This window comes from Geodermatophilus sp. YIM 151500, from assembly GCF_025716945.1.
GTDB lineage: Bacteria > Actinomycetota > Actinomycetes > Mycobacteriales > Geodermatophilaceae > YIM-151500.
In genome coordinates, this window is record NZ_JAOVZT010000002.1 from 47,910 (window position 1) to 70,568 (window position 22,659).

Sequence of the window (22,659 nt, forward strand, 5' to 3'; positions counted from 1 at the left end):
CTCCTCACCGGGGCCCGCCGCGGGCGTGCGAGCCGCGGGGAGCAGCGGGGTCCGTCAACTCCCAGGCGTCGCGCACGATGCCGGCCAGGTCGGTGTGCCGGGGCTGCCACCCCAGGTCCGCGCGGATGCGGTCGCTGGAGGCCACCAGCTGCGCGGGGTCACCGGCCCGGCGCTTCCCGAGCTCCACGGGCACCGGGTGCCCGGTGACCTCGCGGACGGCGTCGACCACCTGCTGCACCGAGAACCCGGTGCCGTTGCCCAGGTTGTAGACGCGGTGCTCGCCCTCGGCGGGGGCGGGCAGCGCCAGCAGGTGCGCGTCGGACAGGTCGGCGACGTGGATGTAGTCGCGGACGCAGGTGCCGTCGTCGGTTGGGTAGTCGTCGCCGTAGATGGTCAGGGACTCCCGCTCGCCCGCCGCCACCTGCAGCGCCAGCGGGATGAGGTGGGTCTCGGTGGTGTGCCGTTCTCCGAGGCCGTGCGCCGCGCCGGCCACGTTGAAGTAGCGCAGGCTCACGGCGGCGAAGCCGTGGGCGGTCGCGTAGGAGGTGAGCATCGTGTCGACGGCGAGCTTGGTGGCGCCGTAGGTGTTGGTCGGGCGGGTCGGCGCGTCCTCGCGGATCGGCACCGACTCCGGCTCCCCGTAGGTGGCGGCGGTCGAGGAGAACACGATGCGGCGGCAGCCGGCCGCCCGCATGGCCTCCAGCAGCGCGAGCGAGCCGCCCACGTTGGTCTCCCAGTACAGCTCCGGGCGCTCCTGCGACTCCCCGACCAGGCTCTTGGCCGCGAAGTGCAGCACCACCTCGGGTCGGACGTCGGCCAGCACCGGCGCCGAGTCGTGCAGCCCCACCCGGGCGAGGGCGGCGCCCTCCGGCACGGCATCGGCGTGCCCGGTGGAGAGATCGTCGAGGACGGTGACCTCGTGGCCCGCGGCCAGCAGGTCGGCCGTGACTACGCTGCCGATGTAGCCGGCACCACCGGCGACGAGAACGCGCATGGCGCCACCCTAGGGATCCCGCGCCGGCCGGCGGGCCGGGCCCGGCGGACCGGCCCGTGAACCGGCCCCGTGGACCGGCCCGCGGGCCGGGCCCGGCGAGGTGGCGCCCGACCGGTCAGGAGGCCCGAACCGTGGCGCAGCAGCGACCCCCCGTGCGGCCGGCCGTCGCCGCGCTCCCGGCGTACAGACCCGGGCGCAACCCCGCCGACCTGGCGCGGGAGATCGGCGTCGACCGCGCGATCAAGCTGGCGAGCAACGAGGTGGCCTTCCCGCCGCTGCCCGCCGTCGTCCAGGCGCTGGCCACGGCCGCCGGCGAGACCAACCGCTACCCCGACAACGGCGCCGTGGTGCTCACCGGGGCGCTGGCCGACCACTACGGCGTCGACCCGGCGCAGGTGGTCGCCGGTTGCGGCGCGGTCATGCTGTGCCAGCAGCTGGCGCAGGCCTACAACGACCCGGGCACGAGCATGGCCTTCGCCTGGCGCTCGTTCGAGATGTACCCGCTGCTGGCCCGGGTGGCCGGTGCGCGGGCGGTCCAGGTGCCGCTGGTCCCGGGCCGCGAGGGCGGCCCGGCCGACACGCACGACCTCGCCGCGCTGGCGGAGGCGGCTGACGCGACGACGCGGGTCGTCTTCGTCTGCAACCCGAACAACCCCACCGGGACGGCGGTGCGCCGTGCCGAGCTGGAGCGCTTCCTCGACGCCGTCCCGGAGACCGCGCTCGTCGTCCTCGACGAGGCCTACCGGGAGTTCGTCACCGACCCCGACGTCCCCGACGGCCTGCAGCTGATGCGCGGGCGCCCGAACGTCGCCGTGCTGCGCACCTTCTCCAAGGCCTACGGCCTCGCCGGGCTCCGGGTGGGCTACCTGGTCGCCGAGGACCCGGCGGTCGCCGAGGCGGTGCGCAAGACGCACGTCCCGTTCAGCGTCTCCACCCTCGCCCAGGCCGCGGCGGTGGCCGCGCTCGGCAGCGGTGACGAGGTGCGCCGGCGGGTGGCGGCCGTGGTCGCCGAGCGCGACCGGCTCACCGCCGCGCTGCGCGAGCGCGGCATCGACGTCCCCGACAGCCAGGCCAACTTCGTCTGGCTGCCGGTGGGGGAGGCCACCGCCGAGCTCGCCGCCGCGCTGGAGGCCCGGGCGGTCATCACCCGGCCCTTCGCCGGCGAGGGCATCCGGGTCACGGTCGGCACGCCCGAGGAGGACGACGCCTTCCTGGCCGCCCTGGACGGCGTCCGCGCCGGTGCGCGCGTGGCCTGAGGTGGGACGCGCGACGACGCGGCCGCCACGGACGGGGGACTCCGGGGCGCGCGGGCGGCGGCGGCTGGTTTGATGGCCGGCGTGCCTCTTCCCCGCGTCCTCTCGGGCATCCAGCCGACGGCGGACTCGTTCCACCTCGGCAACTACCTGGGGGCGCTGCGGCAGTGGGTGGCGCTGCAGGACGGGCACGACGCCTTCTACTGCGTGGTTGACCTGCACGCGATCACCGTCGACTGGGAGCCCGAGGTGCTGCGCCGGCGCACCCTCGTCTCGGCCGCCCAGCTGCTCGCGCTCGGTGTCGACCCGGCGCGCAGCACGCTGTTCGTGCAGAGCCACGTGCCCGAGCACGTGCAGCTGTCCTGGCTGCTGGAGTGCGTCGCGCGCTTCGGCGAGCTCGGCCGGATGACGCAGTTCAAGGACAAGAGCCAGCGGGAGGGCACCGCCGGCTCCTCGGTCGGGCTGTTCACCTACCCGGTGCTGCAGGCCGCCGACATCCTGGTCTACCAGGCCGACCGGGTGCCCGTGGGCGAGGACCAGCGGCAGCACCTCGAGCTCACCCGCGACCTGGCCACCCGGTTCAACAACCGGTTCGGCGCCACGTTCACCCTGCCCGAGGCGCACATCGTGCAGGGGACGGCGAAGATCCTCGACCTGCAGTCGCCCGACAAGAAGATGAGCAAGAGCCTGCCGCCGGCCGGCTGCGTGGACCTGCTCGACGACCCGGCGGTCACCGCGAAGAAGATCCGCTCGGCCGTCACCGACACCGGCCGGGAGGTCGTCGCCGACCCGGAGGCCAAGCCGGGCGTCACCAACCTGCTGACCATCCACAGCGCGCTGTCCGGGCGCACCGTGGCCGAGCTCGAGGAACACTTCGCCGGCCGCGGCTACGGCGACCTGAAGAAGGAGCTCGCCGAAGTGGTCGCCGACTTCGTCACGCCGGTGCGGCAGCGCACGCGGGAGCTGCTCGACGACACCGCCGAGCTCGAGCGCCTCCTCGCCGCGGGCGCGGCGTGGGCGCGCGAGGTGGCCGGCGGGACGGTGGCGACGGTGTACGAGCGGGCCGGCTTCCTCGCGCCGGGGACGACGGGCCGTCCGGCGTGAACGACGACACGTTCGTCCCGCGCGGCCCGGCCGCGCCGCGGACGGCGGTGCTCGGCATCATCGTGACGATCCCCGAGCCGTGGGCGCAGCTGCTGGTCGACTGGCGCAGGAAGGTGGGCGACCCGCAGGCCGCGCTGGTGCCGCCGCACGTGACGCTGCTGCCGCCCACCGAGGTGGCCGTCGACGACCGGCCGCTGATCGCCGAGCACCTGGCCGCGGTGGCGCGCACCCACCCGCCGTTCGACATGCACCTCGCCGGCACCGGCACGTTCATGCCGGTGTCCGACGTCGTCTTCGTCGCGGTGGCGCGGGGGATCGGCAACTGCGAGCTGATCGCCAACGACGTCCGGTCCGGGCCGCTGGCCCGCTCGCTGGCCTTCCCGTACCACCCGCACGTCACGGTGGCCCACGACGTGCCGGTCGACATGCTGGAGCTGGCCTACAGCGGCCTGGCCGACATGTCGGCGGAGTTCCGCGTCGAGCACTTCACCGAGTTCGAGCAGGCCCCGGGCGGCAGCTGGGTGATCGCCCGCGAGTACCCGCTGACCGGTCCCCGGCACCCGCTGGGCGGGTGACCTCCGGGGCAGGAGGCCCCGAGCGGCGCTGCGGGCGCCCGGCCCGGCCCGCACACTGGTCTGGATGAGCGCGCCGGCGAGCGACCCGGCCGCGCGCACGCAGCCCTGGGCCGCCCGGGCGGTCGCGCGGGTCCTGGGCGTGGTCACCGCGCTGCGCGCCCGCCTGCCGGCCTTCGACCACCTCGCCCGGGCGGGCGGCCGCTACACGCGCATGCAGGGCGACCTGATGGCCGCCGGCGTCACCTACTTCGCGTTCCTGAGCATCTTCCCGGTCGTCCTGCTGGCCGCCTCGATCATCGGCCTGGTCCTCGCGGGCAACGCCGTCCTGCAGATCCAGCTCGTCGCCGCCATCCGGGAGGCGGTGCCCGGCGAGACGGGTGAGTTCCTCGTCCGGCAGGTGCGCACCGCGATCTCGTCGTCGTCGGTGAGCGGGCTGCTCGGGCTGCTCGGGCTGGCCTACGCCGGCCTGCGCACGATGGACAAGCTGCGCATCGGCGTCCGCCGGGTTTGGACCGGCCGCCCGGTCGAGCCGGACTTCTTCAAGGACAACCTGCGCGACGTGGTCGCCTTCGCCGCCCTCGGCCTGGCCGGGCTGCTCAGCGTCGGGCTCACCGGCGGTGCGACCACCGCGACCTCGCGGGTGCTCGGCTGGCTCGGCCTCGCGGACGCGCCGGGCGTCTCGGTGCTCACCACGGTCGTCGGCATCACGCTGGCCCTGGCCGGCGGCACGGTGATCTTCCTGTGGCTGCTCAAGGTGGTCACGCACACCGACATCGGGCTGCGCGCTCTGCTGCCCGGAGCGCTGTTCGGCGCCGTCGGCTTCGAGATCCTCAAGGTGCTGGGCACCTTCTACCTGTCCCTGATCTCCCGGAACGTGACCGCGTCGACCTTCGGTGGCGCGGTGGGCATCCTCATCTGGATCAACCTGGTGGCGCGCTACGCCCTGTTCACCGTAGCGTGGACCGCGACCCTGCCGCGGCTGCGCGGCCGGACCACCTCACCGGGCCCGGCCGCGCCGGACCCCACCGGACCGGATCCCTCCGCGCCCGACGGGACCCCGTCGCCGGCACCCGGAGCGCCGGCGACCCCGCCCGCCGTACCGCCGTCCGCAGCCCCGGAGGCCGCGCCGGGCTCCGGCCCGCCGCCGCCCTCGCCGTCCCGCGTGGCCGCGGGGCTGCTCGGCCTGGGCACCGCGTTGGGCCTGCTGCTCAGCCGGCTGCTCCCGCGTCGCGGCCGGTAGACCCGGCCGCTGCGCCGTCCGCCCGGCCGCCCGCCCGGCCGCCCGCCCGGCCTCGCCGGGTGCGGCGCCGGCCGGCCAGCGCGCCGATGACCACGCCGCCGGCGACGATCGAGACGGCCGCGGCCGCCGCGGCGAGCGGGACCAGCGCGGAACCGGAGTCCGGAGCCGCGGCCGCCGCCGGCGGAGTGCCGGCGGCCGCGCCGGGTGATCCGCCGGCCCGCCCGGCGACGGCCGCGCTGCGGGGCGCGGGGGTCGGTGGGGGTTCGGTGAGCGCCGGGACGTCGGCAGGGGTGACGAGACGCCCGATGCCCGGCGTCCCGGCCGGGACGGCGAAGCCCCAGTCGAGCAGCAGCGCCGCCTGGTCGCTGGCGCGCAGCGGCACCGGCTCGGTGGCCATCACGCTGACCACCAGGCGCCGCCCGTCGCGCTCGGCGGCGGTCACGAAGGTGTGCCGCGCGGCGTCGGTGAACCCGGTCTTGCCGCCCAGGTTGCCCGGGTAGGAGCGGAGCAGCGGGTTCTCGTTCTGGATCTGGAAACCCGGCCCGCGGCCGGGCACCTCCGGCATCTGCGCGATCGGCTCGACGAGCAGTGCCGCGGTCACCGGGTCGTCGAGCAGCGCCCGGAAGATCAGCGCCAGGTCGTAGGGCGAGGACGACTGGCCGGCGGCGTCGAGACCGGACGGCGTGCGCGCCACGGTGTCGAAGGCGCCCAGCCGGCGGGCCGTCTCGTCCATGGCGGCGAGCGTCACGTCCGTCCCGCCCGCGGCGCGCGCGAGCGCGCCGGCCGCGTCGTTGCCCGACTGCATCACCAGCGCGCGGAAGAGCAGGCCGACCGGGTACTGCCCGCCCTCCACCATGCCGACCCGGCTGCCCTCGACCGCCTCGTCCTCCCGGGTGCCGACCACGACGGCGGCCGGGTCCAGCCGGGGCACGAGCGCCAGCAGGGTCAGCGCCTTGAGGGTGCTGGCCGGGGGGTGGCGCCCGTGCGGATCACGGGCGGCGAGCACCGCACCGCTGCCGGCGTCGGCGACCAGCCAGCCCGCCGCGGCCAGCCCGTCCGGCAGCGGGGGCGTGCCGTCGGCGACGACCGTGCCGCGGGTCCCGAGCGCGTCGCCGCCGACCGTGCTGCCGTCCGGCGCCGTGCCCCGCGGCGGGGGGCCGGGGGAGGGCGCGGTCGGCGTCGGTACGGCCGGGTCGACCGGAGGGAGGCGCGCGTCGACCGTCGGTAGGTGCGAGTCGGCCGCGGGGAGGTGCGGCCCGGCCTCGGCCGGTCCTGCCCAGGGCCCCGCCAGGCAGGCCAGGGCGCACACGAGCACGCACAGCAGCGGGCGCAGCAGGGCCGGAGCCGGACCGCGTCGTCGCACGTCCCGACCGTAGGGGGCGCCGGGTGGACGCCGGTGGGCGGTGCGGGCACGACGCCCGGGGGCGGTGTCCCCGCCGGTCCGGGCCGCGTCCGACGGCGCCCGGCCGGGGGCGGAGGAGCGGCGTCACCCGGGGCGGTGAGGGTTCGCAACGATCGCATCACCATCTGCCCCGACGGCCGACCGCGGTGGCGCGGCGCGGTTAGCGTGCCGTCGTCGTGCAGGCCGGACCCGCTGCGGGCGCCCGGTCGGCGGTGCACGACCCCGACCACCGGGCCGCGACGGGCACCCTCCGGTGCGGCCCCCAGAGAGGAGACCGTCTTGCGCCGAGCGCGGAGGATGAGAGCCAGCGCCCGAGGCATGGCGCTGCTGCTGGCCGGCAGCATGGCCCTCGCGGCCTGTGCCAGCGACGAGCCCGCCGGCGGCGGCGGCGGTGGTGGTGGCGGCGGTGGCGGCGAGGCCGCCGAGGAGCTGCAGATCGGTCTGGCCTACGACACCGGTGGCCGCGGCGACCGCTCCTTCAACGACTCGGCCTACGCCGGCGCGCAGGCGGCCGTCGACGAGTTCGGCGGCACCGTCCAGGACCTCAGCCCGAACGCCGACGCGTCCAACCGGGCCGACCTGCTGACCCAGCTGGCCGACGAGGGGTACAACCCGATCATCGCCGTCGGCTTCGCCTACGGCGACGTCATCGGCGAGGTCGCCGGGCAGTACCCCGGCACCACGTTCGCCATCGTCGACTCGTCGGTGGCCGAGCTGGGCCAGGACAACCTCACCGGCCTGCTGTTCGCCGAGGAGGAGGGGTCCTTCCTCGCCGGTGCCGCCGCGGCCCTGAAGTCCGAGACGGGCACGATCGGGTTCGTCGGGGGGGTCGAGACGCCGCTCATCGCGAAGTTCGAGGCGGGTTACGTCGCCGGCGCGCAGGCGGTCAACCCGGCCATCCAGGTGCTGACCGAGTACATCTCGCCCGCCGGGGACTTCTCCGGCTTCAACGACCCGGCCCGCGGCCAGATCCTCGCCCAGGGCATGTACGACGGCGGGGCCGACATCGTGTACCACGCGGCCGGCGGTTCGGGCATCGGCGTCTTCCAGGCCGCCGCGGCCTCCAACGGCCGGGCGATCGGCGTCGACTCCGACCAGTACCAGACCGTCGACGATCCCGCGCTGCAGGCGGTGATCATGACCTCGATGCTCAAGCGCGTCGACAACGCCGTCCAGGGCTTCATCGGCAACTACGTCGACGGCAGCGTCCCCGGCGGCGAGGACGTCGTGAACGACCTGCAGACCGAGGGCGTCGGGCTGGCCACCACCGGTGGGCAGATCGACGACATCCAGGACCAGGTCGACCAGTACCGCCAGCAGATCATCGACGGGGAGATCGAGGTCCCGACCACCCCGTGACCCCTCCGCCGGTGCGGGCCCCGCGGGTCCGCACCGGCGTCCCCGCCGCGACGGCGGTGCGCCGCCGGGTGCGGACGGCGGTGCGCCGCCGGGGTGCGGACGGCGGTGCGCCGCTCGCCCGGACCGGGCCTCCCGGTGCTCCTCCCGGTGGAGGATCATGCGGCCACGGCTCCCTCCGGGACCCGCACCGACCAGCCGCCGGGTCCCGGCCGACCCCGGGCCCCCGGTCCAGCGACGCGCCGCCATCCGCGGTCGCACGACGAGGAAGAGGGCCGGCCCATGGCCGCAGGAGGAGCGCCCGACGGCGCGCCCTACGCGATCGAGCTGCGGGGGATCACCAAGCGCTTCCCCGGTGTGGTCGCCAACAAGGACATCGAGCTGCGGGTGGCCCGCGGCGAGGTGCACGCCATCGTGGGCGAGAACGGGGCGGGCAAGTCGACGTTGATGAAGACCCTCTACGGGATGCACCGGCCCGACGAGGGGCACGTCCTGCTCGACGGCAGGGAAGTGCACTTCAAGAGCCCCGCCGACGCCATCGCCGCCGGTATCGGCATGGTGCACCAGCACTTCATGCTCGCCGACAACTTCACCGTGCTCGAGAACGTCGTCCTCGGCAGCGAGCCGACGTCCGGGGGCCGGCTGGACCTGGCCGAGGCCCGCCGGCGCATCCGCGACATCTCCGACCGCTACCACCTCGACCTCGACCCCGACGCGCTGGTCGAGAACCTCGGCGTCGGAGCCCGGCAGCGGGTCGAGATCGCCAAGGTGCTCTACCGCGGGGCGACCACCCTGATCCTCGACGAGCCGACCGCCGTGCTGGTGCCCCAGGAGGTCGACGAGCTGTTCGGCAACCTCGCCGAGCTGACCCGCGAGGGTCTGACGGTCATCTTCATCTCGCACAAGCTCGACGAGGTCCGCCGCGTCGCCGACTCGATCACGGTCATCCGGCGCGGCACGACCGTCGGCACCGCCGACCCCAGGACGACGACGGTCCGCGAGCTGGCCGAGATGATGGTCGGCGCCGAACTGCCCTCACCGGAGACGCGCACATCGACGGTGCGCGAGACGCCGGCGCTGCGGCTGTCCGGGGTCACGGTCCCGACCCTCACCGGCCGCCCGGCCGTGGACGACGTCTCGCTGACCGTCCGCGAGGGCGAGGTCGTCGGCATCGCCGGCGTCGAGGGCAACGGCCAGGCGGAGCTGGTCGACGCGATCATGGGGCTGCGGCCGCTGACGGCGGGGACGGTGCTGCTCGGCGAGGACGACATCACCGCCTGGGGCACCCGGCAGCGCCGCGAGTCCGGCCTCGGGTTCATCCCCGAGGACCGGCACCGCCAGGGCATGCTGCTCGACGCGCCGCTGTGGGAGAACCGCATCCTCGGGCACCAGACCCGCCCGCCGGCGGTGCGCGGCCCGTTCATCGACCGCCGCGGGGCACGGGCGGACACCGCGCGGATCATGCGCGAGTACGACGTCCGGGCGCCCGGGCCGGACGTGCTGGCCGTCGCCCTCTCCGGCGGCAACCAGCAGAAGCTGATCGTCGGGCGGGAGATGAGCGCGAAGCCGCGCCTGCTCGTGGCCGCGCACCCCACGCGAGGGGTCGACGTCGGCGCGCAGGCCGCCATCTGGGAGCTGCTCAAGGACGCCCGCGCCGAGGGCATGGGGATCCTGCTGGTCTCCGCCGACCTCGACGAGCTGATCGGCCTCTCCGACACGCTGCAGGTCATGCTGCGCGGCCGGTTGGTGGCCACGCTCGACCCCAAGGAGCTCACCCCCGAGGAGCTGGGCGGCTACATGACCGGGGCGCACACCGCGGCGGGTGCGGCATGACCCTCCTCCGCCGGGTGGGTCTGGCGCTGTTCGCCCCCGTGCTGGCCGTCGTCGTCGCCCTGCTGATCTCCACGGCGGTGATGGCCGCGCTGCGGGTGGACCCGTTCCAGGTGTTCGCCGTGATGCTCGACCTCGGCGACACCCCCTCGCAGCAGGTGACCGCGATCGTCGTCGTCCTCAACCGGGCCATCCCGCTGTTCCTGGCCGGACTGGCCGTCGCGGTGGCGTTCCGGATGGGCCTGTTCAACATCGGCGTCGAGGGCCAGTACAGACTGGCCACGATCATGGCCGCGGTCGCGGGCGCCGCCGTCGCGCTGCCCGGCCCGCTGCACGTCCTGCTGATCGTCGTGGTCGCCATGGCGGTCGGTGCCTTCTGGGCCGGGATCGTCGCCGTGCTGAAGGTGACCCGGGGCGTGAGCGAGGTGATCAGCTCGATCATGCTCAACTTCGTCGCCCTGGGGCTGGCCTCGTTCCTGCTCACCGGTCCGTTCCGCGGCAGCCCCGAGGGCGCGTCGATCATCAGCACCGCGGAGATCCCCGAGTCCGGACTGCTCGGCGGGCTGAACGGCCTGTTCGACGCGATCGGGCTGGCCAACCCGCCGCGGCAGCTCTACGGCTTCCTGCCGATCGCCGTCCTGGTCGGCGTGGCGCTGGCGGTGCTGCTCGGCCGCACCCGGTTCGGCTTCGACCTCAAGGCCACCGGGCTGTCGCCGTCGGCGGCCAGTGCCAGCGGCGTCGACGCCCGCGCCATGGTGGTGAAGGCGATGCTGCTCTCCGGGGCGGTCGCCGGGCTGATCGGTCTGCCCGACCTGCTCGGCCAGACCGGCGCCTACACCACCGACTTCACCTCCGGCCTGGGCTTCCTCGGCATCGCCGTGGCGCTGCTCGGACGCAACAAGCCGGTCGGCATCGCGCTCGGCGCGCTGCTGTTCGCCTTCCTCGACCGGGCCCTGGTGCCGCTGCAGATCCAGCAGTTCCCCGCGTCGGTCGTGACGATCATCCAGGGCACGATCGTGCTGGCCGTCGTCGTGGCCAACGAGATCGCCCGCCGGCTCACCCGGCGCTCCGCCGAGCGCGGTGGTGCGGAGCCGTCGTCGGCGCCCGAGCCCGGCACCGGAGCCGTCGGCCCGCCCGGCGATGCCTCGGCCGAGGGCCGGCCGAGCACCCGGCGGGAGGTCCAGGCGTGACCGCCACCGCCGGGGCCCGCGCCCCGCGCACCGGCCGCGGACCGCTCACCGACCTGCTCACCGGCGGGGGGCGGACCCGCCGCGTCATGTGGCTGGTGCTGGCCGCGCTGGTCGTGCTCTCGCTGGTCCGCGTCGTCAGCGGCGAGGAGGCGCTGACCTCGGCGTCCACCTTGCGGGCCGCCCTGCTGCTCGCCGTGCCGATCGGGCTGGCCGCGCTGGGCGGGCTGTGGTCCGAACGCGCCGGCGTGGTCAACATCGGCCTCGACGGCATGATGATCCTCGGCACCTGGGGGGCCGGCTGGGCCGGCTACCAGTGGGGCTGGGCGGCCGCGGTGCTCGGCGGGCTGCTCTTCGGCGTGCTCGGCGGCCTGCTGCACGCCGTGGCCACCGTCACCTTCGGCGTCGACCACGTCGTCTCCGGCGTGGCCATCAACATCCTGGCCGCGGGCGTCGTCCGGTTCCTGTCCGAGCTCTTCTACACCGACAACCCGGCCGGTGGCGGCGTCACCCAGTCGCCCCCGGTGGCGGGCGACCCGCCGTCGTTCTCCCTGCCGGTGCTGTCGTCCGGGCCGGACCTGCTCGGCACCCTGGAGCGCCAGCAGTGGTTCCTGCTGAGCGACCTGGCGGGCATCGCCAAGGGGCTGACCAGCGGCTTCGGTGTGCTGACCCTGCTGGCGGTGCTGCTGGTCCCGGTGTCGTGGCTGGTGCTCTGGCGCACCGCCTTCGGGCTGCGGCTGCGCTCCTGCGGCGAGAACCCCGCGGCGGCCGACTCCCTCGGCGTCCCCGTGTACCGGCTGAAGTACGTCGCGGTGATGATCTCCGGCGGGCTCGCCGGCCTCGGTGGGGTGTTCCTCGTCTTCATCGCCGACATCTACCGCGAGGGGCAGGTCAACGGCCGCGGGTTCATCGGCCTGGCCGCGCTCATCTTCGGCAACTGGCGGCCCGGCGGCCTGGCCGCCGGCGCCGGGCTGTTCGGCTACGCCGACGCGCTGCAGCTGCGCAGCCGGACCGCGGTCGTCGCGCTGCTGCTGCTGGTGGCGCTGCTGCTGCTCGCCGTCGCGGTGTGGCAGGCGGTGCGGCGTCGGCCGGTGCGGGCGGCGCTCTCGGCCGTCGTGGCCGTCGCGGCGTTCGTCGCGTGGGCGGTCGTCGAGGAGCTGCCGCCGGGGATCGTCTCCTTCACCCCGCACCTGACCACCCTGCTGGTGCTGTCGCTGGCCTCCCAGCGGTTGCGGATGCCCAAGGCCGACGGACTGGTGTACCGGCGGGGTGAGCACTAGTGGCGGTCGACCGGTCGCAGGTGGACTGGGAGGCGCTGCGCGCCGCGGCGCGCGAGGCGATGACGCACGCCTACGCGCCGTACTCGCGGTTCCCGGTCGGGGTCGCCGGGTTGGTGGACGACGGCCGGGTGGTCACCGGGTGCAACGTCGAGAACGCCTCGTACGGGCTCGGCCTGTGCGCCGAGTGCGGCATGGTCAGCGACCTCGCCCGCACCGGCGGCGGGCGGCTGGTCGCGGTCGCCTGCGTCGGCGGCGACGGGCGGCCGTTGATGCCCTGCGGGCGGTGCCGGCAGCTGCTGTGGGAGCACGGCGGGCCGGACGTGCTGCTGGAGACCGTGTCGCTCGGCATCGTGCCGTTGCGCGAGGTGCTGCCTGACGCGTTCGGCCCCGACGACCTGGCGGCGGCAGGCGTGCTGCCCCCCCGGGAGGCCTGACGCGTGGCCGACTTCGACGCGATCGACGTCATCCGCACCAAGCGGGACGGCCGGGAGCTGTCGCCGGAGCAGATCCGCTGGGTGATCGGGGCCTACACCGCCGGGCGGGTGCCCGACGAGCAGATGAGCGCGCTGCTCATGGCGATCTTCTTCCGCGGCATGGGCGGCGGGGAGCTGGCCGCCTGGACGCAGGCGATGATCGACTCCGGGGAGCGCAAGGACCTCTCCTCGCTCGGCCGGCCCACCGCCGACAAGCACTCGACCGGCGGTGTCGGCGACAAGACCACGCTGCCGCTCGCGCCGCTGGTGGCGGCGTGCGGGGTCGCCGTCCCGCAGCTGTCCGGGCGCGGGCTCGGGCACACCGGGGGCACGCTCGACAAGCTCGAGTCGATCCCGGGCTGGCGGGCCGACGTGCACGAGGAGGCCTACCTCCGGCAGCTGCGCAACGTGGGCGCGGTGATCTGCGCGGCCGGCGCCGATCTCGCGCCGGCCGACAAGCTGCTCTACGCGCTGCGCGACGTGACGGGGACGGTCGAGTCGATCCCGCTGATCGCCAGCTCGATCATGAGCAAGAAGATCGCCGAGGGCGCCGACGCGCTGGTGCTCGACGTGAAGACCGGCTCGGGAGCGTTCATGAAGGACGCCGACTCCTCCCGCGAGCTGGCGCGCACGATGGTCGGGCTCGGCGAGGCGGCCGGCGTCCGCACCGTCGCGCTGGTGACCGCGATGGACCGGCCGCTCGGTCGGGCGGCCGGCAACGCCGTCGAGGTGGCCGAGTCGGTCGAGGTGCTCGCCGGCGGCGGCCCGGCCGACGTCGTCGAGCTGACCCTGGCGCTGGCCCGCGAGATGCTCGCCGGTGCCGGGCGGTCCGACGTCGACCCCGCCGACGCGCTGGCCGACGGCCGGGCGATGGACGTGTGGCGCCGGATGATCACCGCCCAGGACGGCGATCCCGACGCGCGGCTGCCGCAGCCGACCGAGCGGCACGTGGTGACCGCCCCGGCCACCGGCACGCTGACCCGGCTCGACGCGTACGCGCTGGGCGTGGCCGCGTGGCGGCTGGGCGCCGGGCGGGCGCGCAAGGAGGACCCGGTCTCCGCGGCCGCCGGGGTGGTGTGGACCGCCGGCGTGGGGGAGCGGGTCACCGCCGGGCAGCGGCTCCTGGAGCTGCACACCGACGACGCGGCCCGGATCCCGCGTGCGCTGGAGGCGCTGGACGGCGCGGTCGGAGTCGACACCGCCGACGAGCCGCTGCCCCTGGTCCTCGACCGCGTCACCGCGGATGACCTGTCCTGAGCCCGACGAGCGGAGCCCGGAGGGTCGCGATGTCATGTGCGGCCCGGCGGGCCCGGTGTCATGTGCGGCCCGGAGGGCCGCGATGTCATGGGAGACTGGCTCCCCGTGACCAGCACGACGGCGGCGCACCGCGGTGTCCGCCCGCACCCCGGCGAGCCGCTGGACCCCGACGCGGCCATCTCCGTCCGCGGCCTCGTCAAGCGCTACGGGGCCGCGACCGCGGTCGACGGGCTGGACCTCGACATCCGCCGCGGCGAGATCTTCGCGCTGCTCGGCCCCAACGGCGCCGGCAAGACCACCACCGTGGAGATCTGCGAGGGCTACCGCAACCGCGACGCCGGCGAGGTGCGCGTGCTCGGGGAGGACCCGGCGTCGGCGGGGCGGCGGTGGAAGGCGCAGCTGGGCATCGTGCTGCAGTCCGGCGCCGGGGACAGCCAGCTCACCGTCCGGGAGCTGGTGCGGGCGCAGGCGTCGTACTACCCGGACGCCCGGGACGCCGACGAGGTGCTCGAGCTGGTCGGGCTGACCGAGAAGGCGCGGGCCCGCGGCCGCACCCTGTCCGGCGGGCAGCGCCGCCGGCTCGACGTCGCGCTCGGCATCGTCGGCCGCCCCGCGCTGCTCTTCCTCGACGAGCCGACCACCGGCTTCGACCCGGAGGCCCGCCGCCAGTTCTGGTCGCTGATCCGCTCGCTGCGCGACGACCTGGGCACCACGATGCTGCTCACCACGCACTACCTGGACGAGGCCGAGGCGCTCGCCGACCGGGTGGGCGTGATCGCCCGGGGCCGGCTGGCGGAGGTCGCCGTCCCCTCGGCCCTCGGGGGCCGGGGGAGCGCCCCGGCGGTGGTGACCTGGCGCGAGGACGGCGTCCGGCGCGAGCGGGCCACCGCGACGCCGACCGCGCTGGTGCGCGAGCTGGCCGAGCGCTTCGGAGGCGAGGTGCCCGAGCTGGCCGTGGCCCGGCCCACCCTGGAGGACGTCTACCTGCGGATGATCGGCAAGCGGCCGGAGGCGGCCGACGACGCGGGCGCCCGCGACGAGCGGGAGGACCCGGCATGGTGACCACCACGCGGACGGCGCCGCTGCCGTCGCTGGCCAGCGTCTACCGCACCCGCGCGGTGGTGGAGCTCAAGGAGTTCTCCCGCCAGCGGGAGGCCGTCGTCTTCACGCTGCTGTTCCCGGTGCTGCTGCTGCTCGTCTTCGGGGCGATCCTCGACTACGACATCGGTGGCACGGTCGGCGTCTCGATCGGCTTCGTCCAGTACTTCCTCGCCGGCGTGACCGCGGCCGGCATCCTCGGCGCCAGCCTGCAGAACATGGCGATCAGCATCGCGACCGAGCGCTCCGACGGCACGCTCAAGGGGCTCGCCGGCACGCCGATGCCCCGGCACGCCTACTTCGTCGGCAAGGTCGCGCAGGTGCTCGCCGTCACGGTGGCGATCATCGCCGTCCTGCTGCTCGTCGGCGTCGCCTTCTACGACGTCGAACCGCCCCGCGGTCGCGACTGGCTCACCTTCGCCTGGGTCGCCGGGCTCGGGGCGGCGGCCTGCACGCTGCTGGGTATCGCGATCTCCAGCCTGGCCAAGAACGGCCGGTCCGCCTCGGCCACTGTGACGCCGATCGCGCTCGTGCTGCAGTTCATCTCCGGGGTGTTCTTCCAGTTCAGCCAGGTGCCGGAGTGGCTGCAGACCGTCGCGGCGATCTTCCCGCTCAAGTGGATGGCGCAGGGCCTGCGTGCGGTGTTCCTGCCCGACCAGCTCGCCGCCGTCGAACCGGCCGGCACCTGGGAGCTGGGCCGCGTCGCGCTGGTGCTCGCCGCCTGGTGCGTCGTCGGCCTCGTGCTGTGCGTGCTCACCTTCCGCTGGCAGGACCGGTGACACGGTCGCCCTCCGGGCTCCGACCGCGGCCAACGGCCGTCCCCCTGTCGCGTGGAGCCCGGCCGTCGCACCGCGTCGGGGAGCCTCCGGCCCCCGCGCCGCGGCCCGACCGCGGCCAACGGCCGTCCCCCGTCTCCAGTCGCTGCGTGGGTAGCTTTGCGTGGTGCCCGCCGAACTGACCCCCGAGTCGATCCGCCGGGCGCCGAAGGTGCTGCTGCACGACCACCTGGACGGCGGGCTGCGACCCGCGACCGTGCTCGAGCTGGCCGACGAGGCCGGCTACCGCGGGTTGCCCGCCGACGACGAGGACGGGCTCGCGCGTTGGCTCAGGCAGGCCGCCGACTCCGGCTCGTTGGACCGCTACCTGGAGACCTTCGCGCACACCGTCGCCGTGCTGCAGCGCCCCGAGGGGCTGCACCGGGTGGCGCGCGAGTGCGCGGTGGACCTGGCGGCCGACGGCGTCGTGCACGCCGAGGTCCGCTACGCCCCGGAGCTGTCGACGCAGCGCGGGTTGCCGATCGAGGCGGCCGTCGAGGCGATGCTCGACGGCTTCGCCGCCGGTTGCCGGGAGGCCGCGGCGGCGGGCACGCCGATCAGCGTCGGCGCGCTGCTCTGCGCGATGCGGCAGGAGGACCGCTGGGCCGAGGTCGCCTCCCTCGTCGTCCGGTACCGCGACGCCGGTGTCGCCGGCTTCGACCTGGCCGGACCCGAGGACGGGTTCCCGCCCGACCGCCTGCCCGAGGCGATCGCGGTGCTCGACCGGGCCGGGGCGCGCCGCACCGTGCACGCGGGCGAGGCGGCCGGCGTGGCGAGCATCCGGGCCGCCCTCGACGGCGCCGGCGCCGAGCGCATCGGGCACGGCGTCCGCATCGCCGACGAGGTGCCCGACGACGGGCCGCTCGGCCCGCTGGCGCAGCGGGTGCTCGACGAGGAGGTGCCGCTGGAGGTCGCCCCGTCGTCCAACGTGCAGACCGGCGCCTATCCCTCGCTGGCCGAGCACCCGGTCGACCGGCTGCACCGGCTCGGCTTCGCGGTCACGGTCAACACCGACAACCGGCTGATGAGCGGGGTGTCGGCGACGAGCGAACTGGCCGACGTGGCGGCCACCTTCGGCTGGTCCTGGGACGACGTGCAGCGGGTCACCGAGCGGGCGGCCGCCGCGGCCTTCCTGGACGACTGCGCCCGGCGACGGCTGCTCGACGACGTCGTCCGCCCCGGCTTCGCCGCCCTCCGCTGACCCGTGCGGGGCAGGTGACGCTCGGGGCAGGGTGACGCTGCCCACGTCGTCCGGGGGAATCGCGGCGTGATCACCGCTGCTACGGTGGGTGTACCGGCACTCGCCGGTCATCCTCCCGGACGGTCCGTCCGGGCATGTGCGCATCCGTGCAGATCACCGGGTCGACCGACGCCGGGGATCGCCAGTGAGGACGCCGACCATCGGCGGCCGCGCGAATCGCCACGGGACGCGCCCGAGTCTGCATCGGAGTCCCACCCCCGCATGACCCTGAACGACGCGGCCATCGAGGCCGCCGCCGTCCCCACCCCCGACGAGAACGTGACCGACCCGGCCGCCGAGCCGGCCGGCCCCACGTTCGCCCAGCTGGGGCTGCCCCAGCAGCTGGTGACCGCGCTGGAACGCCGCGGCATCCGCCACCCCTTCGCGATCCAGGCCTCCGCCCTGCCCGACGCGCTCGCCGGGCTCGACGTGCTGGGCAAGGCCGCGACCGGTTCGGGCAAGACGCTGGCCTTCGGCCTGCCGGTGCTCGCCCGCCTCGGCGAGGAGGTCCGCCGCGGCCCCCGCGCCCCCCGCGGGCTGGTTCTCGTGCCCACCCGCGAGCTGGCCCAGCAGGTCAGCGACAACCTCGCGCCGCTCGGCCAGGCGATCGGCGTGCACGTCACCACCGTCTACGGCGGCGCCTCGATGTACCGCCAGATCCAGCAGCTGCGCCGCGGTGCCGACGTCGTCATCGCCACCCCCGGCCGGCTGCTCGACCTCATCGGCCAGGGCGAGGCCTCGCTCGACGAGGTCGTCGTCACCGTGCTCGACGAGGCGGACTTCATGGCCGACCTGGGCTTCCTGCCCGCAGTCACGGAGCTGCTCGACCAGACCGACCCTTCCGGCCAGCGGCTGCTGTTCTCGGCCACCCTGGACGGCGAGGTCGACACCCTGGTCCGCCGCTACCTCAAGGACCCGGCCCGGCACGAGGTGAAGCGACCCGGGGACGACGCCCCGCCGGCCGAGCACCGGGCCTACTCGATCGCGTTCCGCGACAAGGTCACCATCACGCAGGAGCTGGCCGCCCGTCCCGGCCGCACGCTGGTGTTCGCGCGCACCCAGCTCGGCGTCGACCGGCTGACCGGGCACCTGCAGGACGCCGGGATCAAGGCGCAGGCCATCCACGGCGGGCTGCCGCAGTCGGCCCGGCGCCGGGCGCTCGAGGCGTTCACCGACGCCCGCTCGCCGGTGCTGGTGGCCACCGACGTCGCCGCCCGCGGCATCCACGTGGACGACGTCTCGCTGGTGCTGCACTACGACCCGCCGGCCGACACGAAGACCTACCTGCACCGCTCCGGCCGCACCGCGCGCGCCGGCGCCCAGGGCGTCGTCGTGTCGCTGCTGCTGCCCGACCAGGTCGGCCAGGCCAAGCGCCGGTTCCGGCAGGCCAAGGTCGACCCGGCGGTCAGCCGGCTGCGGCCGGGCGACGGGCCGATCGTCGAGCTCGTCGCCAGCGGCGTGCCGGTCGAGCCGGTCGTGCGCCCGGCGCGCGAGCCGCGGCGGTCCGGAGGCCCGGGCGGACGTCGTCCGCGTCGGGACGGCGACCGGCCCGGCGGCCACCGCGCCGGCCCCCGCCGCTCGTGGGGCGACCGCGACCGCCCGGCGCGCGAGGACCGGGACCGCAACTCGGGCGACCGGTTCGCCCGGGACGACCGCGCGCGCCGCGACGGCCGCCCGTACGGGGACCGGCCGCACGGCGATCGGCCGCACGGCGACCGGCCGCAGGGCCGCGACGACCGGTACCGGCGCGACGACCGGCCGCGCCGGGACGACCGCCCCTACGGCGATCGTCCGCGCCGGAACGAGCGCGCGTCGACCGAGCGCGGTGGCTACGGCGAGCGCCGTCCGCGGTGGTCGGCCGAGCGCCGGGCGGACCGTCCCACCCGGCAGCACGACTGATCCACGCGCACGTCAGCGGCCGTCCCCGGGTTACCGGGGGCGGCCGCTGACGTGCACGGGCCGGCGCAGGGTCCCGGGTCCCGCCCGGAGCTGGTGGGGGTGGGGAGGCCCGGGTCCCTTCTCAGTCGCGGAAGACCAGGCTGCTGCCGACCGCGGTGACCACCTCGTCCCACTCCCCGCGCAGCGCCGCGGCGTCCTCGGCCCGTAGCGGCTGCCCGGGCTCGCGCTCGCCCCGGGCCACCGCCCGGGCCAGGGCGGTGCCGGGGGAGAGCAGCTGGTCGACCCGGCGCAGACCGGCGTACTCGGCGATGTCGCGCACCCCCTCGACCGGCTGGCCGAACACCCGGTGGTCCACCAGGCCGCCGGCGCCGTCGGCCACCTCGGCGAGCACCTCGGACAGCGCCACCAGGTCGTAGCGGTCCTGCTCGGCGGGCAGCGGCAGCGTGTCGGTGTCGACAACCTCCGGCCACGAGGCGATCTCGGTCAGGTCGTGCGGCTCCTTGCCGGCGCAGAAGCGGGCGAGGTCGAGGGGGGTCGCGAACAGGAAGACCTCGCCGTCGCGGCCGAGGAAGCGGGCCACGTCGTCCACGTAGCAGCGCAGCGTCAGCCCGGCACCTTCCGGCACCACGACCTCCACCGGCAGGATGCCGACGGCCTCCCAGAACTCCGCGGCGGCCGCGACCGCGGCCGGGCTGGCGGTGATCCGGCTGTGGCCGCGGATCGTGCTCACCCCCGCCGTGGCCGCCTCCGCGGGCGCCGCGGCGGTCGAGCCGGCCGCCGGACGGCGCTCCGGGGAGGCGGCGGGCGTCCTTCCGGCCCCGCGTGCCGCGCCGGCCGTCGCGCCGCCCCGGCCGGCGTCCTCGTCGGCGACGTCGGACTCCTCGTCGACGTCCTCCGCCTCGACGTCCTCCGCCTCGACGTCCTCCGCCTCGACGTCTTGCTCCTCGGCGTCCTCGTCGACGTCCTCATCGGCGGCCGGCGGGTAGTCGTCGAGCGACGCGGTGCCGCCGCCGGTCCAGTCCACGTGCGCGGACAGCTCCTCGACGACGTCCTCCCAGAGCTCATCCAGCGTCCGGCCGACGCCGGCCCAGGCGGCCTCGCCCGACCGGCCGACGAAGGCGTCCACGCCCAGGCCGAGCGATCCGATCTCCGGCTTCGCGACCAGCTCGGCCACCGCCTCGAACTGGCCCTCGTCCTCGTCCTCGTCGTCGGTCTCCTCGTCCTCGTCCCCGGAGGTGTCGAGGCACTCGGCCAGCCGGCCGACCATGTCGACGGTGGCGGCGAGCTCCTCGACGGCCCAGCGGTCGGGGCTCTCCGCGGCGATGTCGTACACGCCGTCGAGGTCGTAGCGGTGCTCGTCGTCCGGGGTCAGGTCGTCGGCGCCGAGGCCGGTGACGACCGGCCAGACCGGGTGGTCGGCGAGGTCGTGGTCGGTGCTGGTGCGGCAGAACGCCGCCAGCGCCGCCGGGGTCGGGAAGAGCAGCACCGTGGCCGTGTCGTCGTCACTCGTGCCGAGGAACGCCTGCCACTCCTCGCCGTCCTCCTCCCACGGCGGCGCCCAGAGGGTGTACCCGGTGCGGTCGTCGAGGGTGAGGGCGATGGGGACGATGCTGGGCCTGGCCACGGGATCCGATCCTGCCCGAAGGGCAGGGGGGTCCGCGCCCCGGTTCACCGGGTCCCTGGCGTGTCCGGTGAACCGAGCCCTGCCTCCGTGGAGCAGGCTCACGGCTTCCGCGGGACGGTCCTCCTCGGCCGGCGTGCGGGGCGGACGACGAGGACCGGGCACGGTGCGTAGTGCTGGACCCGCTCGGCGGTGCTGCCGACGAGGAACGCGTCGCTGATCCCGCGTCCTCCGGCGGCCACCACGACCAGGCCGGCGTCGGACTCCTCCGCCGCCTCGATGATCTCGGCGGCGGGCGACCCGCTGCGGATCTGCTTGTCGACCGTCGGCCCCCAGCCGTCGAAGACGGCCGCCACCGCATCGAGGGCACCCTGCGCCGCCTCCCGGAAGCTGCCCGTCCACTCGCCGGCGTGGCGCTGCTGGGTCTCGGAGATCTCGTCGGCGAAGGCGACCGACGCCAGCGGGCGGATGACCGCGACCACCGAGATCGTGGTGATCTTCGCGGGGTCCGCGAAGGACCTCAGGTGGCGGGCCGCGGCGAGCGATTGCGGCGACCCGTCGGTGGCGACGACGACGTGCATCTCAGGCGTCCGTCCGCGAGGCGGCCTCGGGATCGCCCCGCGTGGTGCCCGCGGGGCGGTCCCGCGAGCCGAACGAGTACTCGATGAGGAACAGCACGACGCCGACCGCGATCAGACCGGCGCACCAGATCAGTGATGACGGGTCGTCGTAGACGGCGAACCCGAGGATGGCCAGGTTGCCGATCAGTCCGAGGACCAGCAGGGGCGTGTTGGCCCGGTAGGTGCGCCCGTCCTCGTCCTGCCCACGCAGCTTGAAGCATGCGACGATCACCAGGGCGTAGATGGCCAGGAGCAGGACGACGGTCACCAGGGCGAGCGTGTTGACCAGGTCGATGCCACCGGCACTGACGAAGATGCTGCCGGCGATCAGCAGGGTCGCGACCACCGCCGCGCTGAAGAGCAGCCCGACCCACGGGCTGCGGCGGGTGGCGTGGATCTTGGCGAAGACGCCGGGGACGACGTCCTCCTTGGCCATGCCGTAGAGGATCCGCGGCTGGGTGACGATGGTGACCAGCGTGGTGTTGGTGATCGCGATCAGCGCGATGACGGAGAACAGCGTGGTCATGAAGTCGGTCGAGAAGGGCAGGATGCCCTGCCTCACGACCTCGAGCAGGGCTGCATCGGAGCCCGCCAGCTGGTCGGTCGGCACGGTGAGCGCGGCGGCCATGGACACCAGGACGTAGACCAGTCCCGCGACGACCATGCCGCCGACCAGCGACCGCGGGAAGGAGCGGTACGGGTCGATCGTCTCCTCCGCGACGTTGGCCGTGTTCTCGAAGCCGGTCATCGCGAAGAACGAGAAGGCGATGCCGGCGAGGACCGCGAGCGCCGGGTTGCCCGAGACGCTGATGTCGGCCAGGACCCCGAAGTCGGCGTCGCCCCGGGCGATGAACCAGACGCCGATCAGCATGATGATGAGCAGGCCGGCGACCTCGACGAAGGTCATCAGCATGTTCATCACCACCGACTCGGTGATGCCGATGAAGTTGACGATCACCAGCGCCAGCAGGAAGACCAGGGAGACCAGCAGCGCGGGCGGGCTCTCCCACAGCGTGGCGAAGTAGGAGGCGAACCCGGTGGCCAGCGACCCCGTCGCCGCGAAGCTGGCCGACAGGAACGACACGGTGACCAGGAAGGTCAGCGCCGTGCTGCCGAAGGCCTTCTTGATGTAGAGCGCGGCACCGGCGGCCTGCGGGTACTTGGTCACCAGCTCGGCGTAGGCCGACCCGGTGATGGCTGCGACGGTGACGCCGAGGGCGAACGCGATCCAGAACGCTCCGCCGACGGCGGCGGCGACCAGGCCGATCAGGACGTAGATCCCGGAGCCGAGGACGTCGCCGAGAGTGTAGAAGAACAGCTGCGCCCCGGTGATGGACCTCCGGAGACCGCCGCCCTCGTCGACTGCGGTGGTGCGGGGCTCGGCCACGGGTCCCTCGCTTCGGCGTCGAGCGCGA

At 75.1% G+C, this 22,659-nt stretch carries 19 protein-coding genes; 14 read left to right on the forward strand and 5 right to left on the reverse strand.

The window, feature by feature from the left end; translation table 11 throughout:
- Positions 1 to 4: 4 nt before the first annotated feature.
- Complete coding sequence (galE, locus tag OF117_RS03870) at positions 5 to 994, reverse strand: UDP-glucose 4-epimerase GalE (RefSeq protein WP_263551488.1); 990 nt, start codon at positions 992 to 994, stop codon at positions 5 to 7.
- 131 nt (positions 995 to 1,125) lie between these two features.
- Between galE and hisC the strand changes: the two genes are divergently transcribed.
- The 4 genes from hisC (at position 1,126) to OF117_RS03890 (ending at position 5,166) form a co-directional block, all read left to right on the forward strand.
- A complete protein-coding gene (hisC, locus tag OF117_RS03875) occupies positions 1,126 to 2,250 on the forward strand; it encodes a histidinol-phosphate transaminase (RefSeq protein ID WP_263551489.1) in 1,125 nt (374 codons plus the stop codon).
- 72 nt (positions 2,251 to 2,322) lie between these two features.
- Positions 2,323 to 3,351, forward strand: a complete 1,029-nt coding sequence (trpS, locus tag OF117_RS03880) for a tryptophan--tRNA ligase (protein ID WP_263551490.1) — start codon at positions 2,323 to 2,325, stop codon at positions 3,349 to 3,351.
- Complete coding sequence (locus OF117_RS03885; protein WP_263551491.1) at positions 3,348 to 3,926, forward strand: 2'-5' RNA ligase family protein; 579 nt, start codon at positions 3,348 to 3,350, stop codon at positions 3,924 to 3,926. Before trpS ends, OF117_RS03885 begins: the two co-directional genes overlap by 4 nt.
- A 64-nt stretch (positions 3,927 to 3,990) precedes the next feature.
- Positions 3,991 to 5,166: a YihY/virulence factor BrkB family protein gene (locus tag OF117_RS03890; protein ID WP_263551492.1), complete on the forward strand. Its 1,176-nt coding sequence runs from the start codon at positions 3,991 to 3,993 to the stop codon at positions 5,164 to 5,166.
- Here OF117_RS03890 and OF117_RS03895 read toward each other — a convergent pair.
- Positions 5,135 to 6,529: a D-alanyl-D-alanine carboxypeptidase family protein gene (locus OF117_RS03895; RefSeq protein ID WP_263551493.1), complete on the reverse strand. Its 1,395-nt coding sequence runs from the start codon at positions 6,527 to 6,529 to the stop codon at positions 5,135 to 5,137. The two genes, OF117_RS03890 and OF117_RS03895, sit on opposite strands and share 32 nt — an antisense overlap.
- Before the next feature lie 357 nt (positions 6,530 to 6,886).
- Between OF117_RS03895 and OF117_RS03900 the strand changes: the two genes are divergently transcribed.
- The 10 genes from OF117_RS03900 (at position 6,887) to OF117_RS03945 (ending at position 19,003) form a co-directional block, all read left to right on the forward strand.
- On the forward strand, positions 6,887 to 7,927 hold the full coding sequence (locus OF117_RS03900; protein WP_263551494.1) for a BMP family protein: 1,041 nt from the start codon (positions 6,887 to 6,889) through the stop codon (positions 7,925 to 7,927).
- Positions 7,928 to 8,206: 279 nt separating this feature from the next.
- On the forward strand, positions 8,207 to 9,757 hold the full coding sequence (locus tag OF117_RS03905; protein ID WP_263551495.1) for an ABC transporter ATP-binding protein: 1,551 nt from the start codon (positions 8,207 to 8,209) through the stop codon (positions 9,755 to 9,757).
- Positions 9,754 to 10,944, forward strand: coding sequence for an ABC transporter permease (locus OF117_RS03910; protein WP_263551496.1), 1,191 nt, complete (start codon positions 9,754 to 9,756; stop codon positions 10,942 to 10,944). The genes OF117_RS03905 and OF117_RS03910 overlap by 4 nt, the downstream gene beginning before the upstream one ends.
- Positions 10,941 to 12,221: an ABC transporter permease gene (locus OF117_RS03915; protein WP_263551497.1), complete on the forward strand. Its 1,281-nt coding sequence runs from the start codon at positions 10,941 to 10,943 to the stop codon at positions 12,219 to 12,221. The genes OF117_RS03910 and OF117_RS03915 overlap by 4 nt, the downstream gene beginning before the upstream one ends.
- Complete coding sequence (locus OF117_RS03920) at positions 12,221 to 12,655, forward strand: cytidine deaminase (protein WP_263551498.1); 435 nt, start codon at positions 12,221 to 12,223, stop codon at positions 12,653 to 12,655. The genes OF117_RS03915 and OF117_RS03920 overlap by 1 nt, the downstream gene beginning before the upstream one ends.
- Positions 12,656 to 12,658: 3 nt before the next feature.
- Entirely contained in the window at positions 12,659 to 13,951 is a 1,293-nt protein-coding gene (locus OF117_RS03925; RefSeq protein ID WP_263551499.1) for a thymidine phosphorylase, read from the forward strand.
- Between the two features lie 105 nt (positions 13,952 to 14,056).
- Entirely contained in the window at positions 14,057 to 15,013 is a 957-nt protein-coding gene (locus tag OF117_RS03930) for an ABC transporter ATP-binding protein (RefSeq protein ID WP_263551500.1), read from the forward strand.
- Complete coding sequence (locus OF117_RS03935) at positions 15,007 to 15,828, forward strand: ABC transporter permease (protein ID WP_263551501.1); 822 nt, start codon at positions 15,007 to 15,009, stop codon at positions 15,826 to 15,828. The genes OF117_RS03930 and OF117_RS03935 overlap by 7 nt, the downstream gene beginning before the upstream one ends.
- A 163-nt stretch (positions 15,829 to 15,991) precedes the next feature.
- The gene (locus tag OF117_RS03940; protein ID WP_263551502.1) at positions 15,992 to 17,065 is read left to right on the forward strand and encodes an adenosine deaminase; all 1,074 of its coding nucleotides are present in this window, start codon (positions 15,992 to 15,994) and stop codon (positions 17,063 to 17,065) included.
- Between the two features lie 261 nt (positions 17,066 to 17,326).
- Positions 17,327 to 19,003: a DEAD/DEAH box helicase gene (locus OF117_RS03945; protein ID WP_263551503.1), complete on the forward strand. Its 1,677-nt coding sequence runs from the start codon at positions 17,327 to 17,329 to the stop codon at positions 19,001 to 19,003.
- Positions 19,004 to 19,124: 121 nt separating this feature from the next.
- Here the strand turns inward: OF117_RS03945 and OF117_RS03950 are convergent, their stop codons facing one another.
- From OF117_RS03950 to OF117_RS03960, 3 genes are all read right to left on the reverse strand, one after another.
- A complete protein-coding gene (locus OF117_RS03950) occupies positions 19,125 to 20,627 on the reverse strand; it encodes a hypothetical protein (RefSeq protein WP_263551504.1) in 1,503 nt (500 codons plus the stop codon).
- Between the two features lie 98 nt (positions 20,628 to 20,725).
- The gene (locus OF117_RS03955) at positions 20,726 to 21,205 is read right to left on the reverse strand and encodes a universal stress protein (RefSeq protein WP_263551505.1); all 480 of its coding nucleotides are present in this window, start codon (positions 21,203 to 21,205) and stop codon (positions 20,726 to 20,728) included.
- Position 21,206: 1 nt separating this feature from the next.
- Positions 21,207 to 22,631 (reverse strand): APC family permease, encoded by a 1,425-nt coding sequence (locus tag OF117_RS03960; RefSeq protein WP_263551506.1) that lies wholly within the window; start codon positions 22,629 to 22,631, stop codon positions 21,207 to 21,209.
- Positions 22,632 to 22,659: the final 28 nt, after the last annotated feature.

Bases quoted from the DNA above. Each gene is read 5' to 3' on its own strand.
- OF117_RS03945 (WP_263551503.1), top strand. From the start codon at position 17,327: ATGACCCTGAACGACGCGGCCATCGAGGCCGCCGCCGTCCCCACCCCC.
- OF117_RS03910 (WP_263551496.1), top strand. From the start codon at position 9,754: ATGACCCTCCTCCGCCGGGTGGGTCTGGCGCTGTTCGCCCCCGTGCTG.
- OF117_RS03905 (WP_263551495.1), top strand. From the start codon at position 8,207: ATGGCCGCAGGAGGAGCGCCCGACGGCGCGCCCTACGCGATCGAGCTG.
- OF117_RS03955 (WP_263551505.1), bottom strand. From the start codon at position 21,205: ATGCACGTCGTCGTCGCCACCGACGGGTCGCCGCAATCGCTCGCCGCG.
- galE (WP_263551488.1), bottom strand. From the start codon at position 994: ATGCGCGTTCTCGTCGCCGGTGGTGCCGGCTACATCGGCAGCGTAGTC.
- trpS (WP_263551490.1), top strand. From the start codon at position 2,323: ATGGCCGGCGTGCCTCTTCCCCGCGTCCTCTCGGGCATCCAGCCGACG.
- OF117_RS03900 (WP_263551494.1), top strand. From the start codon at position 6,887: ATGGCGCTGCTGCTGGCCGGCAGCATGGCCCTCGCGGCCTGTGCCAGC.
- OF117_RS03890 (WP_263551492.1), top strand. From the start codon at position 3,991: ATGAGCGCGCCGGCGAGCGACCCGGCCGCGCGCACGCAGCCCTGGGCC.
- OF117_RS03935 (WP_263551501.1), top strand. From the start codon at position 15,007: ATGGTGACCACCACGCGGACGGCGCCGCTGCCGTCGCTGGCCAGCGTC.